Source organism: Zobellella maritima (genome assembly GCF_003075035.1).
GTDB lineage: Bacteria > Pseudomonadota > Gammaproteobacteria > Enterobacterales > Aeromonadaceae > Oceanimonas > Oceanimonas maritima.
Map to the genome: position 1 here is coordinate 1 of NZ_QCZE01000007.1, position 15603 is coordinate 15603.

Annotated in this window: 13 protein-coding genes; 4 read left to right on the forward strand and 9 right to left on the reverse strand. The window is 56.5% G+C overall.

Annotation, left to right across the window (positions count from 1 at the left end; genetic code table 11):
* Window positions 1–250 precede the first annotated feature (250 nt).
* From gmhB to DCS96_RS17420, 6 genes are read right to left on the reverse strand one after another with little or no spacing between them, the layout of a single operon-like run.
* Entirely contained in the window at window positions 251–808 is a 558-nt protein-coding gene (gmhB, locus tag DCS96_RS17395; protein WP_116475683.1) for a D-glycero-beta-D-manno-heptose 1,7-bisphosphate 7-phosphatase, read from the reverse strand.
* A gap of 15 nt (window positions 809–823) precedes the next feature.
* Window positions 824–1852: an ABC transporter ATP-binding protein gene (locus DCS96_RS17400; RefSeq protein ID WP_116475684.1), complete on the reverse strand. Its 1029-nt coding sequence runs from the start codon at window positions 1850–1852 to the stop codon at window positions 824–826.
* A complete protein-coding gene (locus DCS96_RS17405) occupies window positions 1849–2829 on the reverse strand; it encodes an ABC transporter ATP-binding protein (protein ID WP_116475685.1) in 981 nt (326 codons plus the stop codon). Before DCS96_RS17405 ends, DCS96_RS17400 begins: the two co-directional genes overlap by 4 nt.
* On the reverse strand, window positions 2829–4619 hold the full coding sequence (locus DCS96_RS17410; protein ID WP_408646017.1) for an extracellular solute-binding protein: 1791 nt from the start codon (window positions 4617–4619) through the stop codon (window positions 2829–2831). Before DCS96_RS17410 ends, DCS96_RS17405 begins: the two co-directional genes overlap by 1 nt.
* Window positions 4620–4643: 24 nt before the next feature.
* A complete protein-coding gene (locus DCS96_RS17415) occupies window positions 4644–5690 on the reverse strand; it encodes an ABC transporter permease (RefSeq protein ID WP_116475687.1) in 1047 nt (348 codons plus the stop codon).
* Complete coding sequence (locus DCS96_RS17420) at window positions 5683–6708, reverse strand: ABC transporter permease subunit (RefSeq protein WP_116475688.1); 1026 nt, start codon at window positions 6706–6708, stop codon at window positions 5683–5685. Before DCS96_RS17420 ends, DCS96_RS17415 begins: the two co-directional genes overlap by 8 nt.
* 338 nt (window positions 6709–7046) lie before the next feature.
* On the opposite strand from DCS96_RS17420, the gene metN reads away from it, so the two are divergent.
* From metN to rfaH, 4 genes are all read left to right on the forward strand, one after another.
* Window positions 7047–8090, forward strand: a complete 1044-nt coding sequence (metN, locus tag DCS96_RS17425) for a methionine ABC transporter ATP-binding protein MetN (RefSeq protein ID WP_116475689.1) — start codon at window positions 7047–7049, stop codon at window positions 8088–8090.
* Window positions 8071–8724, forward strand: coding sequence for a methionine ABC transporter permease (locus DCS96_RS17430; protein WP_116475690.1), 654 nt, complete (start codon window positions 8071–8073; stop codon window positions 8722–8724). The genes metN and DCS96_RS17430 overlap by 20 nt, the downstream gene beginning before the upstream one ends.
* A gap of 21 nt (window positions 8725–8745) precedes the next feature.
* Window positions 8746–9573 carry a methionine ABC transporter substrate-binding lipoprotein MetQ gene (gene metQ / locus DCS96_RS17435; RefSeq protein ID WP_116475691.1) on the forward strand — a complete coding sequence of 276 codons (828 nt, stop codon included), beginning with the start codon at window positions 8746–8748 and terminating at the stop codon, window positions 9571–9573.
* 139 nt (window positions 9574–9712) lie between these two features.
* On the forward strand, window positions 9713–10210 hold the full coding sequence (gene rfaH, locus DCS96_RS17440; RefSeq protein ID WP_116475692.1) for a transcription/translation regulatory transformer protein RfaH: 498 nt from the start codon (window positions 9713–9715) through the stop codon (window positions 10208–10210).
* On the opposite strand, the gene DCS96_RS17445 is transcribed toward rfaH, so the two are convergent.
* Genes DCS96_RS17445 through arcB form a run of 3 tightly spaced genes read right to left on the reverse strand, consistent with a single transcriptional unit; the run spans window position 10195 to window position 15059 of the window.
* On the reverse strand, window positions 10195–11340 hold the full coding sequence (locus tag DCS96_RS17445; protein ID WP_116475693.1) for an inverse autotransporter beta domain-containing protein: 1146 nt from the start codon (window positions 11338–11340) through the stop codon (window positions 10195–10197). The two genes, rfaH and DCS96_RS17445, sit on opposite strands and share 16 nt — an antisense overlap.
* A 51-nt stretch (window positions 11341–11391) precedes the next feature.
* Window positions 11392–12750 carry a dGTPase gene (gene dgt / locus DCS96_RS17450; RefSeq protein ID WP_116475694.1) on the reverse strand — a complete coding sequence of 453 codons (1359 nt, stop codon included), beginning with the start codon at window positions 12748–12750 and terminating at the stop codon, window positions 11392–11394.
* Window positions 12747–15059 carry an aerobic respiration two-component sensor histidine kinase ArcB gene (arcB, locus tag DCS96_RS17455; RefSeq protein ID WP_116475695.1) on the reverse strand — a complete coding sequence of 771 codons (2313 nt, stop codon included), beginning with the start codon at window positions 15057–15059 and terminating at the stop codon, window positions 12747–12749. The genes dgt and arcB overlap by 4 nt, the downstream gene beginning before the upstream one ends.
* Between the last annotated feature and the right edge of the window lie 544 nt (window positions 15060–15603).

Consider the following 15603-nt stretch of genomic DNA (forward strand, 5'->3'; position numbering starts at 1 on the left):
CACACAGTTTGCTTGATAAGTTGTTAAAGAGCGTTGACCGCTTTCGCTGGTCAGGGCTGCGTATTCTACGCAATCCTTGGTGTTCGTCAAGCGTTGAATCAAACTTAATGTCGTTCGTTTTCAACCCCTGTGACCGTGAGCGCCTTGCCCCGTGTCAGTGGATGCGCATTATAGGGACCGGCGGATTTTGCGCAAGGGCTTTTTAAAAAGAAAAAACCAACCGCTCATCTTTTAATCTAATCGCTATTAATTACCCCAGACTGACGACTTTCTGTGCAAATTCCACCAGGGACGGATAGATATGATCGGCCATGACTTCCGCTTCCGGGGTAATTGTCTTGCCGGTTCTGACCAGGACTTTTGTTTTCACCCCGGCCGCCTCTGCCGCTTTCAAGTCGGAAAGCTTATCACCCACCATATAGGAAGCATCGAGATCGATGTTCAGTTCGTTGGCGGCGTCCAATAACATGCCCGGTGCCGGCTTGCGACAATCACAGGACTGGGTGTTCGGGCCCTTGCCTTCGGTCGGATGATGGGGACAGAAATAAATACCGTCCAGATCCACCCCTCGATCCGCCAGCGACCAGTCCATCCATTCTGTCAGGGCCATGAAATCGGCTTCGGTAAATAAACCTCGGGCAATGCCGGATTGGTTGGTGACCACCACCAGCAGATAACCTTTTTGCTTCAAGAGCTTCAACGCATCAATCACACCATCGATAAAGATAAAGTCGTCGGAATGGGATACATAGCCGGTGTCCTGGTTGATCACACCGTCGCGGTCGAGAAAAATTGCCGGTTTAGTCACTCGATAATCCTTAGGTTATGCCTGCTCGTTCGGGGTCACAGTATGACATATGGCCTGAGGTTTTGGCGGACGTTTTCCGGTTGCTATTTCCTTGTGGTAATGACAGGCAACCCTGTGCTCCCCCCCTTCCAGCAAGGGTACCTCCCGGCGACAACGTTCGCCGGCATAGGGACAGCGGGTACGAAAATGGCAGCCGGAAGGCGGGGCCGCCGGTGAGGGCAACTCACCACTGAGCATAATGGGTGCCTTGCGGGCCCTGGGATCCGGTTCCGGGATCGCAGCAATCAATGCCTGGGTATAAGGGTGCTTCGGTGAATGATAGAGCGCCTCGGCCGGGGCCAGCTCAACAATACGTCCCAGGTACATGACCGCAATCTGATCGGAGATATGCTTCACTACCGACAGGTCGTGGGCGATGAACAACATGGCCAGGCCATGTTCCTGCTGCAGAGACAACAGCAAGTTCAATATCTGCGACTGCACCGACACATCCAGGGCAGACACCGCCTCATCACATATCAGCAGGCTTGGTTGCAGGGCCATGGCCCGGGCAATGCCGATCCGCTGCCGCTGACCACCGGAAAACTCATGGGGATAGCGATCGAAGGCCGACACCGGTAGCCCGACCCGGCGGATCAAGTCTTGGGCCCACTGCCGCCGCTCCCTGGCATTGCCCAAGCCATGAATAACAAAAGGCTCCTGTAACACAGTACCTATGGTATGTCGGCTGTTGAGGGATTCTTGTGGATCCTGGAATACCATCTGCATCTTTTGTCGTAAGGGCCGCATTTGGGAATGGGAGAAATGGGTAATGTCCTGCCCCTCGAACAGTATGCGTCCGTCTGTTGGCTCCTCCAGTTTGAGCAATGCGCGCGCCAGCGTCGACTTGCCGCAGCCCGACTCCCCCACCAGCCCCAGGGTTTTGCCTGCCTCCAGCTCAAAACTGACCCCATCCACTGCATAGAGGGTCCTCCCCCTGCTCAACAAGCCTCCCCCCAGGGTAAAGTATTGTTTCAGACCCTCAACCTGCAATAAGGTACTCATTCGCCCCACTCCCGCCAGTGATGGCACCAGACACTGTGGTTTTTACCATCCAGCTCCATCCTCGGCTGGATTTCGCATTTGCCGGTGGCATGGGGACAACGGTTGGCAAAACGACACCCGCTCACCTGCTCCTCGATAGAGGGAACCTGGCCCTTGATGGTAGGCAGTATGGCCTTGTTCGGGTGGCTCAAACGAGGGATGGCCGCCAGCAGGCCTCGGGTATAGGGATGCAGAGGCCGCTCAAAAATATCATAGACACCGGCCTGCTCGGCACTGCGCCCGGCATACATCACCAGGACCTGGTCGCAAACCTGGGCCACCACCCCCAGATCATGGGTAATAAAGATCACCGCCATGCCGGTTTTTTCCTGCAATGCTTTAATGAGATGAAGGATCTGTGCCTGTATGGTGACATCCAGCGCTGTGGTCGGTTCATCACAAATCAGCAAGTCAGGCTCACAGGCAAGAGCCATGGCAATCATCACCCGTTGACGCATTCCCCCGGACAACTGGTGAGGATAGGATTTCAGCCTGGCCTCGGCTTCCGGCAGCCCCACCTTCCGCAGCATCGCCAGTGCCGCCTGTTTCTGGGCCGACTTGCTCAACTCCGGCCTGTGCAATCGATACACTTCCATCAGCTGGCGACCCACCGTATGCACCGGGTTCAGCGCCGTCATCGGTTCCTGGAAGATCATCGCTATCTTGTTACCGCGGATGTGATAACGCTGCTCGGCACTCAGCGCCAGCAGATCCTGGCCCTGGAAGCAAGCACGTCCGGCCACTACCTGCCCCGCCGGCTTGGGCAACAGCCCCAGTAGGCTGAGGGCGGTCACGCTCTTGCCACAACCGGACTCTCCCACCAGCCCCAGGGTCTGCCCCGGCAACACCGAGAAGCTGACATCATCCACCACCCGGAAAGTGCCTTCTTCGGTGGTAAAGCTGACCGCCAGGTTTTCAACCGTCAACAATGGGGCCATCAGGGTTCCTTGCGCCGCCAGGTTTCTACCACTTCCAACACAGGCTCATATTTCCTGCCGCCAGCCTTGACCTCAGCTTTCAGCTCGCTGTCTATCCAGAACAATCCACCGGTGCTATAGGGATAGCCTTCCATCGGCCAGAACAGGGAGGGAGATTGCTTGGTTCCTTTTGATTCGGGCAGCTTGATATAGCGCCAATAGGCTTCACGGGTATAAGGCACCTGATAGCCGGGAATAAAAATTGCCAGCTCATCAACCCGTTGCTGGATTTGCCGGGAAATTCTGGCTTTATCCTGCAGTTCGAAAGTATCCCTGTAGGTCTCGACAAGCTGATCCAGCTGCTCATCACTGATATTGAACAAATTATTGGTCTGGGGCTTGTCGGCATTGACCGAGTGGAAAAATTCCCAGTATTGGGGGTAAAGGCCGCCACCGCCCCAGCCCAGCCAGGCCGCTTCGTGGTTTTTCTCCAGCATCACCTTGAATCCGGTGGCCCCCTCCACCAGGTTCAGTTGCAGATCCAGACCCGCCTTGCGCGCCTCTTCCCGCAGGATGGCCAACCGGGAAGTGTGTTCCTGGGTGGTATAGGTCAGGGCAAGGGTCAGCCGGTCACCCTGGGTATTCATCAGGATGCCACCGGGCCCCTGTTGGTTGTAGCCGGCTTCGGCAAACAGCGCACGGGCCTTGGTGATATCAAATTCCCGGGCACGAATATCATAGTCGGTAAAATTCCCGTAGCCGGTGCCGAAGGTATGCATGCGCTCGTAGTCACCCCGTAATATGGTGTCCAGCATACGCTGCATATTGATGGCATGGGCAATGCCTTGTCGCACCCGGATATCCTGCAGCCGGGGATGGGCGGTATTCAGGTGAATGCCCTGGGGACCTTGCTGATTGTCATTATAAAACCAGATTCGGTTGATTAGACCGTTACGATACTCTGGCGTGTCGGTCTTGTCGTGCCACCATTCGGGCAGGATCAGACCAAAGGTATCCACCTCGCCACGCAGGAAGTGCCGATACGCAATATTGAGATCCCGCACCACGGTCAGGCGGATCTCATCAACATTGAAGCGGTGCTTATAGTAGGTGAGATCATTGCCCCACCAGTCATCCAGGCGCTTGAAGCTGATCGAACGGCCGCGTTTGACCTCCTCGATGACATAGGCGCCGGTAACCGGCACCACAGCCCAGTTGTACTTGCGTACCCAGTCGTCTGTCATTTCATAAAAATGCCGGGGCTGAGGGTTGAGGCCGAGAGTATTGAGCAGCTCCTGCCGGCTCTTGGGTGAGCCAGCTGTCACCGAAATAGTGTGATCATCATATTTGGTGATATCGACGATCTCTTCGGTGTAATAGTTGTTATACCAGGGGGCCCGGATCACCTCCGAGCGCATGAATTCCAGGGCAAACAGAAAATCATCGGCAGTCACCGGCTGACCATCGGACCAGCGCGCCCCGGGGTGCAGCTTGAAATACATGGTTTTGTGATCATCGCCGAAGGCCCAATGGGTAGCCAGCGCCGGAATCGGCCTGTCGGTGTCCGGATGCATGCTGTACAAGCCCAGCTGGTTTTCCAGCACAAAGGAGCGAAAGCCGCCATTTGAATCGGGTCCGACAGTGCGGAAAGTCAGTGGGAAGCTGGTCATCATCATGTTGAACACACCCCCGCGTCGGGCGTCGGGCGAGGCAAAGATGGGGTCTTCGTTGTTGGTTTCCCAGTGCAGCCCGGCCGGCAATTCGGCGGCCTGCAGAACAAGGGCACAGCACCACACTGTAATCATCGACATGAGTTTTTTCATCATCGTCCCTGCCTATTCATAGCGAGAAAAGTGTTTGGGGTCGAAGGCTTCCCGAATAGCCTCCCCGATAAAAGACACGGTAATCAATACCAAAGACACGGCGGTCACCACAGAGGCCACTATCCAGGGGGCATCCAGGTTATTCACCCCCTGGCGCAGTAACTCTCCCCAGCTGGGGGTCGGCGGCGCCAGGCCAAAGCCCAGATAGTCCAACGCCGTCAGCAAAGAAATATTGGCCACCACGGTAAAGGGCGCCAGGGTGACTATCATCACCAGGGTGTTGGGCAGGATATGGTGGATGATAATACGGAACAGACCGGCCCCCTGGGCCCGGGCGGCGAGGATATAGTCCCGGGCTTTTTCCTTGTAGGTCAGGGTACGCATATACCAGGTGATACCCATCCAGCCGAACAGTACGTTGATGGCCACAAACAGGGTGAAATTAGGCTGGGTCAGGGACACCAGTATCATGATCACGTATAAAAAGGGAACCTGCGACCATATTTCGATAAAACGTTGAAATATAATGTCAAATTTCCCACCCCAGAACCCCATTAGGCAACCGATGATCACCCCTATGGTATAGCTGGCGGTCAGGGCGATAAAGGCAAAGCCCACCGCAGTACGAAAACCGTAGACCAGCCGGGCGAGTATGTCTCTGCCCGAGCTGTCGGTGCCGAGAAAGTGTCGGCTCTCCAGGCTGGGGGCATTGGGCGGGAAACTGCCAGCGCTGTAGTCCTGCTCATAGGGGCTCCAGGGAACCGGAGGCAGCAGCACCCAGTCATCGGGCCGTTCGGCCAGCGCCGTTTTCAGCTCCCGGTAGTTGGTTTCGTAGCGGTAACCCAGGCCAAAGGTATCGCCGGGGATCACCGCGCCATAGGTGGGGAAATAGAGCCGGCCTTCATACTTGACCAGCAGCGCCCTGTTATTGGCCCATAATTCGGCACAGAGCGCCAGCAGCACCATAAAGGCAAACAGACAAAACGCATAATAGCCCCGTTTGATGGCCCGAAAGCGGCGCAACTTCTTGCGGGTCAATTCCGATATCAGGCTAGCCATCGAAGCGCACCCTCGGATCCACCAGCGCCACACACATATCCGACAGGATATTGCCTACCAGCATCAGCAGCGAGGTGATCGCCAGTATGCCCATCACCACCGGATAGTCCCGTTCGACCACGGCTTCGTAGCCAAGCAGGCCCAGACCATCGATATTGAAGATCACCTCGATCAGGAAAGAGCCGGCAAAAAATACCGAGATCACATTGCCGAAATGACTGGCGATGGGGATCAGGCTGTTGCGCAGGGCATGACCGGTAACCGCCTTGTGAAACGGCAGGCCCTTGGCCACGGCGGTGCGTACATAATCGGCGGACAGGTTTTCCAGCAGACTGTTCTTCATGGTCATGGTGAGCACGGCAAAGTCACCGATGGCATAGGCGATCAACGGCAACAGGGCATGATGGAACAGGTTGAAGGTCTTGGGCCAGAAGCCTTCCAGATACTCAAAGTCATCTCCGACAAAGCCCCCCATAGGAAACCATCCCAGCTGGAAGGCAAACACCGTCAGCAGGAAGATGCCCACCACATAGGCTGGAAGGGCATAACCGGCGTAGATCAGCATGGAGCTGATACTGTCGAAACGGCTATTATGTTTGAGAGCCTTGAGAATACCCAGCGGGATGGACACCAGATAGCTGAGGATAAAGGTGCTGATCCCGAAGAAGGCCGACACCGGCAGCCGTTCCTTGATCAGCTCCCATACCGGGTCATAGTAGCGGGTCGAATGGCCCAGATCGAGCCGCACCAGCTTGTTGAGCCATTCCCAATAAGACTCGAATACCGGCTTGTCCAGGCCGTAAAATTCCTTGAGCTCTTCAATTTGCTCTTCCGACAACACTTGTCCGCCACGGCTGGAAGAGTACTGGCTGGTTTCACCGCCCGCCAATTGTGACTGCATCAGCATGCGTTCGACCGGGCCACCGGGGACAAAGCGGGTGATGGCGAACACCACCAGGGTAATGCCAATAAAGGTAGGTATCAGTAACAACAACCGGCGCAGAAAGTACTGGCCCATAGGTATCCTTATATGCCGAAAACATCCATGACAGCAGGCTGCGGACCTGACGCTCCTCTCGAGACAACCCGAGCCGATAACGCGCGCCCGGGCTCTGGACAAGCCGCAACCTCAGGCTACCCGCCGAACCTGGAGACTCAAGCCTACCCTATCTCATTAGGAATAAAGATAGCAAGATACGCACCAGCCCGATATGCCGGATGCCGGGTTAGGAAATTTACATTGACTCAGACGTCCAGACGGCTTAGCATCCGCTGCTATTCGTTATGCTTGCATGACGTGTCTCTACTCTCATCTGTTATAGCAGTGAATAACAAGGCCGGAAGGGTTTACCTCCGATGATAAAACTAAGCGGTATCAGTAAAAAGTATGGTGACGGTGACAAGGCCGTCTATGCCCTGAAAGCGGTCGATCTGGAGATCGAAGCCGGCCAGATCATGGGCGTGATCGGTGAATCGGGAGCAGGCAAAAGCACCCTGATCCGCTGCGTCAATATGCTGGAGCGTCCGACCCAGGGCGCTGTGGTGGTCGATGGCCAGGAACTGACCGGCATGGACAACCGTGCCCTGACCCGGACCCGTCGCAAGATAGGCATGATATTCCAGCATTTCAACCTGTTGTCCTCGCGCACCGTGTTCGCCAACGTAGCCCTTCCCCTGGAACTGGCCGGTATGAACAAGGCGGCCATCAAACAGCGGGTGGATGAATTGCTGGAGCTGGTCGGCCTGAGCCACAGGGCCAATGCCTATCCCAACGCCCTGTCCGGTGGCCAGAAACAACGGGTGGCGATCGCTCGGGCCCTGGCCCCCGAACCCAAGGTATTGCTCTGTGACGAAGCCACCTCGGCGCTGGATCCGCAGACCACCCAATCGATCCTGACCCTGCTCAAGGACATCAACCGCAAGCTGGGCCTGACCATCTTGCTGATCACCCACGAAATGCAGGTGGTCAAAAGTATCTGTGACCGGGTCGCCATCATCAATGATGGAGAGCTTATCGAGCAAGGAGAGGTATCCTGGTTTTTTGCCAATGCCAAAACCGAGCTGGCCCGGCGCTTCATCGCCTCCACTATCCATTTGGAAATCCCCGATGAATATCAGCAGCGGCTGACACCAGAACAGGAAGCAAACGCCCTGCCCCTGGTGCGATTGGGCTTCACCGGTGAAACCGTCGACTCTCCGCTGATTTCCATACTAAGCCGCAGCTTCGAGGTGGATGTGACCATCCTCAGCGCCGATATCGAATATGCCGGTGGGGTCAAGTTCGGCTTTATGCTGGCCGAGCTGGCCGGCGAGGCGGAACAGACCCAGGCGGCTATCGCTTACCTTCAAGAACATAAAATTCAGGTGGAGTTACTCGGTTATGTCCGATGCCATGATTAATTTGCTGTTGTCTGCCCTGTGGGAAACCCTGATCATGACCTTTGGCTCGGGCGCTATCGCCTGTGTACTGGGCATTCCCCTGGGTATCGCCCTGCACGTCACCAAGGATGGACAAATCTGGGAAAACAAGGCCCTCAACAAGGTGCTGGGTACCGTCATCAACATCGGCCGTTCCATCCCCTTTATCATACTGCTGGTGGCCATCATTCCCTTTACCCGGCTGGTGGTCGGCACCAGCATAGGCACGGTCGCCGCCATTGTGCCGCTGACGGTCGCCGCCATTCCCTTCGTCGCTCGCCTGGTGGAAGGTGCGCTGATGGAGGTGCCTAACGGCCTGATCGAGGCGGCTCAGGCAATGGGTGCCAAACGCAGTCAGATTATCACCAAGGTATTGCTGGCCGAGGCCCTGCCAGGCATGCTCAACGGTATCATCATCACCCTGGTCACCCTGGTCAACTACTCTGCCATGGCCGGAGCCATCGGCGGGGGCGGCCTGGGGGATGTGGGCATCCGCTACGGTTACCAGCGCTTCGACCCGCAAATCATGCTGATCACTGTGGTGATGCTGGTGGTTCTGGTACAAATCATTCAAAGTATCGGCGAACGACTGGTCGCCCATGTCGATCATCGCTGAATCATGTTAAGGAGCTCTGTCATGAAGTTGGGATTTAAATCATTAGCCACCGCCGGTGTACTGGCCTCCGCCCTGGCCCTCGTCGGCTGTGGAGAAGAAGCCAAGGAAACCGCCAAGGAAGAAACAATCAAGCCGCTACGCCTCGGCGTCATTGCCGGCTCCGAAGAGCAGGTGGCCGAGATCGCTGCCCGCGTAGCAAAGGAACAATACAACCTGGATGTCGAATTGGTCTCTTTCAGCGACTACGTCACCCCCAATGTGGCTTTGAACGACGGCAACCTGGATATTAATGCCTTCCAGCACAAACCTTACCTGGACAAGCAGATTGCCGATCGGGGCTATACCCTGGTACCGGTGGGCAACACCTTTGTTTACCCCATCGCAGGCTACTCAAAGCAGATCGAGTCGCTGGATGAGTTGGAAGACGACGCCAAAATCGCTGTGCCCAACGATCCGACCAACCTGGGCCGCACCCTGCTGTTACTGGAGCAACAGGGCCTGATCGAGGTACGTGACGAAGCCGGGCTGGAAGCCACCACCCTGGACATCACCGCCAATCCCAAAAACCTGCAGATCATCGAACTGGAAGCCCCTCAGCTGCCCCGTTCGCTGGAAGATGTCGCCCTGGCGGTGATCAACACCACCTACGCTTCACAGATCGATCTGCTGCCCGGTCGCGACAGCCTGTTTGTGGAAGACAAGGAATCCCCCTACGTCAACCTGATCGTTTCCCGGGTAGACAACCAGGATGACGAACGCATCAAGACCTTCGTCAAGGCCTATCAGAGCGAAGAAGTCTATCAGGGAGCGCTGGAACTCTTTAAGGGCGGCGTAGTCAAGGGCTGGTAAGCCCCCGCAGCGCAGCAAGGTCACTCAAACAGCAGTGGCCAACGCCAGCGAACACTATTGCAGCAAGGTCACGGCAAGCCGTGGCCTTTTTTGTTTCTACTGCCATAATTACCGTTTAATCTGCCAGCCAGGAAATTCTATGGAAAAGTGGTATCTGGCCCATTGCCGGCCCCGGGAAGAAGAAAGGGCACAGCAACATCTGAGCAATCAGGATATTGAAGCCTACTACCCTCATGTGGAAGTCGAAAAACTGGTACGAGGAAAGCGGGTAAAGCGGATAGAAGCCCTGTTCCCCGGCTATATTTTTCTCCGTGCCGATCTGGGCGTCACCAGCGCCGCCACCATCCGTTCGACCCGTGGGATTCGCAGCCTGGTGCGATTCGGTGCCTACCCCTGCGAGGTGCCCGGCCAGCTGGTATATGAACTGATGGCCCGGGCCGACAGTGACGAGCTGCGGGGACTGATGTCCGACCTGCCAAAAACAGGCGACAAGGTGGTGATAAACCAGGGGCCCTTTACCGGCCTTGAGGCCATCTACCAGGAACCCGACGGCGAACAGCGCGCCATCCTCTTGCTGACTCTGTTACACAAGGAAACCAAGGCCAGCATTGCCAATACCGACTACCAGGCACTGTAGTCCGCCTGTTCCAGTGCCATCACACTGTGATGGCGCAGGGGCTGGTAATTCAGCAAGCCGAGGTCCGGCCGCCGCGGCCAGAACCAGCCACCGGAGAGGTTCAGGGGCAATTCGATCCCCAGCTTGACCCGAGACTCATATTGCCGTTGGTTGTTACCCCTAAAGTCGGTCTGAATCCGGAACAGTTGCCAGGGGGAATAGCTCAACGACCACTGATGCGCCGCACTCGCCTGGTCATTGTCGCCACTGCCTTGCAGGCTGAGGCGGTTGCCCTGCCATCGGTAGCGACTGACCGCCACTGTCACCCCTGGTACAAACGGCATCCGCCCTTCCCCAAACCAGAGTACCCCGGACGCCGGCCTCTCCCACCCGTCCGGGCCATAGCGCCAGCCGGAAAGGCGCCGGTAACGGCTGATCCCCATACGCCAGTCCGGATGACCCACTGTCAGGGTGAGGCCTGCCCGTCGGTGTGCATGGTCATCCTGATAGTCCAGCACAGGGGCAAGCTGGGCATGCCAGCTCCCGAACAACGGCTGCCGGTAATTCAGCCCCAGCTGATAGGTCAGCCGCTGTAGCCGGTAATCCACCCCCAGCTCACCTTTCCAACGGCGTGACAACGGCAGTGCCATCCTGCTGTTAAAACGGAGCTCTTTATCGAACAAGGGCAACTGGTAATCCCAGCCCAAAAATTCGGGCGAGACCCATGGCAGGGTCGACAACTGACGGCTACCGAACAGCAGGGTTTCATCGGTCAGACTGCTGGTCTGGCGCTCCACGAACATGTCCAGCCGATCTTCGGCGGCGGCTTTCATGGCCCCGGCCAGGGTCAGCACCATTTTTTTGTTTGTCGGCTCCTCGGAAATGGAGAGGGAGTCAAGGGCAGGAAAAAGAGCGGGGGATGCCACCACCCGGCCCGGGTCCGGAACCCGGATCCAGTCTCCCGGATGCAGTTCAGGCGATTTTCGTTCCGCATTATAACCATCACGCAGCTGCCGTTCGGTCAGCCTGTAACGCTCGGCCAGCAGGGGCCAGTCATCACCCTCAACCACCTGATACATCACCACCGGGGGCTCGCTCGAACAGAGCGGTTGGCTCGCCAACAGCGACAATGCAAAGAGGATACATCGCATGTGCTTGTGTCCTAGAATGGGCTTCACCCGATCAGGCTGCTGCGGCACCCGCTATCCCTGCAAGCCACACAGCAGCCGATATTCTTCCAAAACATAAGTGTCGGTCATGCCGCTAACGAAATCCAGCAACAGCCTGACCCGAAAATACCACTCTCGCTCCTGCTCATTAGCGAAGCCCGCCGCCTGCCCGGCATCCCGCCGGTAGGCGGCCAGATGGCGGGGGGGCAACCTGTGGTAGAGCCGTCGGAATACCAGCCCCTTGGCATCCTGACGCCGCTCCAGACTGATAAATTCGTCAGCCGACAGTGCCAACAGGGGCGCAAAGGCATTCAGCACCCCCTTCAGTGCCGCAAACCCGGCCAGCTCCAGGGCTTCGACCTCCCGCCGGTTGAATACCCGCCGATGGGCAAAGTCCTTCAACCAGTGCAGTGCTTCAGCTGCCGGCTGCTCGACGGCCAGCAGCGGTTGGTCATGTATGCCCTGCAGGATCGCCCGATGATGCAGCAGATACTGTTCACTCACCAGGGGCAACAAATCGCGGTTGATAGCATGGCGGAAACGACTGAAGAAGCCAGGCTCACCCACCCTCGCCTGCTGCCATTGACGCATCAGGTAGGCATTGCCCTCCCTGTTGAGAGCCAGTTCCAGCTCGGCCAGGCTGAGCACCCCACGGTCCACTGCATCCTCCAGATCGGCGATACCATAGGCCATATCGTCGGCGGCTTCCATCAGATAGGTCAGGGGGAAGCGCCCTCCGGCCGTGGATGGAAATAACTGGTGCAGTCTGTGGACCAGTGGCTGTTCACTGAAAAAATGCCCGGGCTTCTGCTGCCAGGGGCCTCCCATCCTGGGCTGATAGGCCCCACGTACGTATTTTTGCAATGCGGCCAGCTGGCTCAGTGTGAGATTGAGTCCCTGCAGGCTGTGCAACAGGCGCAGGCTCTGGGCATTGCCCTCGAAATGACATAGATCGGCCAGCAAGGCCGGCCACTGCGGCGAGGCAGATCCCACCGCCTGTTGAAACAAGGAAGGCAGTTGGCTACCCAGCCAGTCGATGATCACCGACTCGCCGAAATGACCGAACGGCGGATTACCCACATCATGCAGCAGACAAGCCATTTCCACCAGGCTGATAAAAGCCTCCCGGTCGACCTCGTCGGATAATTCCGGCAATACCTGCCGGGCCAGCTGCCGGCCGGTTTCTTTCACCTCCAGGGAGTGGGTCAGCCGGCTGCGTACCGAGGCCTTGACATCCAGGGGAAAGACCTGGGTTTTTTGCTGCAGGCGCCGTACCGGCGAACACTGTACTATACGGCTGCGATCCTCCTCGATGGCCGCCAGCGCCGCACAGGCCGCACCATCCTCGCCATGGAAACGTTCGGCCAGGATCAGACTGTGATATGGATTCATTCTTTCGTCTCCAGCCATCGCCGCAACGCCAGCAAATCAGGCTTTAGGTGAGCCTTCATGTCCTGAATCCAGCCCTCGACCTGCTCCCACCAGGCCGGCAGTTCCGGACTCTGAATCTGCTGTGCCAGCTGTTGTATCCGCCTCAGGCCGATGGAGCCCGCCGCACCTTTAATCTTATGGGCTTCATCGACGATGCCGGCCTGATCCCGTTCGGCCATGCAGGCATCCAGCCTGTCCAGGTAATCGCCCGACATCTGCTCAAACAGGGTCACGCTGGACAACAACACGCCGGCCCCCACGGTATCGGCATAATCATTGAGGAAGGCCAGATCCAGAACCTCGCCGTCGTCCGCCTCGATGACAACGGGAGCCAGCTGCTGTCTTTGGCCAAAAAAACGTGCCAGGCAGGCCTTCAGAGCCTTGGAAGAAAGGGGCTTGCTGATCGCATCATCCATGCCCTTGGCCAGGTACTCGCCCTTATCGCTGATCACATTGGCGGTCAGCGCCACTACCGGCGGCAGGGCCTCGCTCGCTTCACTCCTGAGGCGGGCCGCTATGTCAAAGCCGGTCATGTCCGGTAACTGAATATCGAGGAAAATCAGGTCAAAACGCTGCCCCGCCAGCAAGGTAAAGGCTTCGGCGCCATCCCGGGCCACGGTCACCCTATGGCCCAACTTCTCCAGCAGGGCGCAGGCGACAGTAATATTCAATTCCACATCCTCCACCAGTAGGACCGAGAGCGAAGGAATTCCGGCCAGGCAAGGATCGTCCACCGGCGCCTTAGCCAGTGGCACACTGATAGTCACGCTGAAACAGGAGCCCTCATCCGGCTCACTATCCAGCTCTATGGTGCCATGCATGGCCTCGACCAACTGCTGGGAGACAGCCAGGCCAATGCCGGTTCCGGTTGCATGCTTCTTGCCCTCCACCTGAAAATACAGGCCAAAGATCTTCTGCTGCAACTCAACGGGAATCCCGATGCCGGTATCCTCGATATCGAAACGCAGGGTGACTTCTCCCGGCTCCAGTTCGTCGGCCATGCAGCGGATAGTCACCCCGCCTTCATCGGTGAATTTCACCGCATTGCCGACCAGGTTCCACAACACCTGACGCAATCGGGTACCGTCCGCCAGTATCCACTCGGGCATATCACCATCCCGATCAAAATGTAAATACAGGCCTTTTTGTTCAGCCTGCAGGCGGGCCAGGCTTTCCAGGTCATCGAGGAAGCCGGGGAAATCCATGGGCTCGGGCGCCAGTTCCAGCCGGCTGCGATCCAGCTTATCCATATCAATAATATCGTTGAAGATATTGCCCAGGGTGACGGCGCTGAAGTGGATGGTCTTGAGATGTTGTCTCTGCTCCTGGGTGAGCTTGGAGCCCAGCAGGATTCGACTCAGGCCGACGATGCCGTTGAGTGGGGTACGCAACTCGTGGCTGATGGTGGAAATGAAGGTGGTCTTATCCCGGCTGGCTTTTTCCAGCTCTTCCTGGTACTGCTTACGCTCGGTAATATCCCGGCCAAACCCCAGCAACCCCAGCCGGTTACCGCTGCGGTCAAAAAAAGGTACCTTGCGCAATTCAAAACAGGCGGGACGACCGTCCGGGTACACCAGCCATTGCTCATAGGTTTGACTCTCGTTGCGGGCAAAGATTAGCTTATCGGTTTCCACCACCTTCTTGGCGACGTCCTCCGGATATACATCATAGGGGGTAAGACCGATTAGCTCCCGCTCTTCCCGCCCCAGTAGATTCTCCATGGCCCGGTTGCAACCGGAAAACTCCTCCTGTTCATTGCGGTAGTAAACCAGATCCGGCGAGGTGTCGATAAAGGAACGCAGCAATGCCGAACGTTCCTGCAGCTCAACCTGAGCCCTTTCCCTTTGATACACCTCATTCTCCATGTCCTCAATGGCCTGTTGCCGGGCGGCTTCGGCCTTGTTGGTTTCCTCAATCTGACGGTTGAGCAACAGGATCTTTTCCTGCAGTTCATTGTTCAGGTCCAGATCCCGTTCCCGCATCTGCTGCAGCCGCTGAACCAGGCGGCTGAGACGCTGCCGGGAGTCTTCCAGCTGGTCCACCACCACCGACAGGAAGTAGACGGCCCAGGGGGTCACCAGGAGTCCAAAGAAAATGGAGCGGACCAGGTCCACACTCTCGACAGCGCCTTTAAGAAACAGGGTGACAGCAACCTGGATAAAGACCGCCAGTAATATGATGCAGGCAGCCAGCAATATGCTGAAGCGTACAAGGCCGAGCTTGGTCATTAAATCAACATAATATTGGGCCCAGGTTTTAATGGGTTTCATCGAGCAATCCTGTCTTAAAGGGCATGAGGGCAGCATACCGGCTCCACTCCGGGCTGTCATGCTGATGACGCAGGCAAGGTCGAGAATGGCAGCATGAAATACCGGCTTGACAGCAATAAGTGTAACTTTGTATCAGCGTATAGAGCCGCACTCAAAAAAGGCTAGAAAAGAGAAGATATGCAGTTATAATGCATTTGTAATCATATGATGGCTAGGGTCCTTTCCTCGCGATTGCACCAAAGGGGTGCAACCGCAATGCGAAAAAGTGGGAGATGACTCTAAACCTCATGCATAAAATGTTGTAACTTTACAACAATAAACCGCCAAATTTACGATCTGCTAAATTTTCATAAAAATTAAAATAATTGACCAAATAAAAACCAAAAAGTAAGATTTATAACCAAACGAAACGGTTTTTCATTGAAATATTCTACTCCTGACGTTAAAAAACAGACCATCACACATTAGTTTCTTTAATTGACGTCACAAAAAAATCTCTATATTTTGGTAAATTAGCCACCAGTGGCAACGGACGCTTCAGAGC